The following is a 1,433-nucleotide window of genomic DNA, read 5'->3' on the forward strand; positions in this document are numbered from 1 at the left end:
GAAGCGGCTTCACGCAAGCCTCCGGCCTGAATGATCAAGTCTTCAAGAGTCATGTTGTCAGCATAAGGATAGGAATCAGGTTTGGCCACTTCACCATGGATTACAACATCACCTCTATCTTCCAAATCATGGATACTCGGAATATAAAGAATGTCGTTTTTCACCAGGATGATATTTTGAGAAGTGCCATCCATGATGGCTTTAATGTCAACAGGGATAACTTCAGTAGTAAGATCCTCACGCTGACGATAAAGGACAGCACGGTTCAAGAAAGCATCACCCGTCAAGCCTTGGGCTTCGTTCACCAGTTCACGGACGGTATTCAGTTTACCGTTTAGCTGGTAGATACCGGGACGGTAAACGGCACCACGAATTTCAAGCTTATTGATAAAGCGGTTAAGGATAGCCTCGGCAGTCACAACATCACCATTCCGCATTTTATAGACACTATAATCAAGGTCTTTGACTGTATTTACTTCATACTCCTGTCCGTTTTGGCGTACGACACGTAAGGAACGAGTATAGGCATCGGCGTCAAAGCCACCGGCATAGCTGATAAGAGTAGATAGACTCTCATCCTTTTTCATTTCGAAACGCATCGGGCGTTTCACTTTTCCATCGACCTTAACCAAGATATCATAGGCAGGGACTATTACTACATCGCCCTCCTGAAGACGGATGTCATCCTGAATGTTGCCTTTCATGATAAATTGGTAGACATCGATTGTGGCGATGTTCTTACCGTTACGTACCAGCTGAACATTGCGAAGGCTACCTATGTCACTCACACCTCCTGCACGGTAAAGTGCATGGAAGACAGTAGAAAAGGAAGAAAGAGAGTAAGTGCCCGGTTGGACTACTTCACCCATCACATTGATCTGAATAGGACGGATGCTACCCAAAGTCAGACGGATGGCAGAAGTGGGGTCATTCGTATTATTAAGACCATTATATATCTTGTTTAATGTTTTCTTGAGATAGTCATTGGCTTCAGAAATAGTCAGACCGTTCAGGTTGACGGGGCCTATTTTCTGAATGTTAATCGTGCCATCAGGAGAAATCTGTTGGCGGATAGTGTTCTGGCTGGCTGCCCAGATGTCGATAATCACTTCATCACCGGGACCGAGACGATAATATAAAGGGGTGGCGATGTTGACACTGGGTTCAAAAGTCAGGTTACGGGTATTGAAGATGTTACGTCCGAAAACCTGATTACTACGTGCAAGATCTTGAGTACTCGGATGGTCTTCCAGCATATCGGAAGTGTTCTCCTTCATTTCTTCACGAAGACGGGATTCATTGACGTCCGTACCGGTAGCGTTGGAAGCATTGACGTTGTTCTGCTGCTCATAAAGCTGCTTCACACGCATAGCCTGTTCTTTGGTCACGCCCTTACGTGCAAGTTCAGAGGCTAATTGTTTTTGTTCTTTCCC

General features: G+C 45.4%; 1 protein-coding gene. It reads right to left on the reverse strand.

All coding sequences use genetic code 11. The features are described 5' to 3' along the window. The coding region (locus DW862_RS25620) for an SLBB domain-containing protein (RefSeq protein ID WP_207895197.1) at positions 1–1,433 on the reverse strand (1,433 nt) is incomplete at both ends.

The organism is Bacteroides sp. AM37-9 (genome assembly GCF_003603455.1).
Lineage (GTDB): Bacteria > Bacteroidota > Bacteroidia > Bacteroidales > Bacteroidaceae > Bacteroides > Bacteroides xylanisolvens.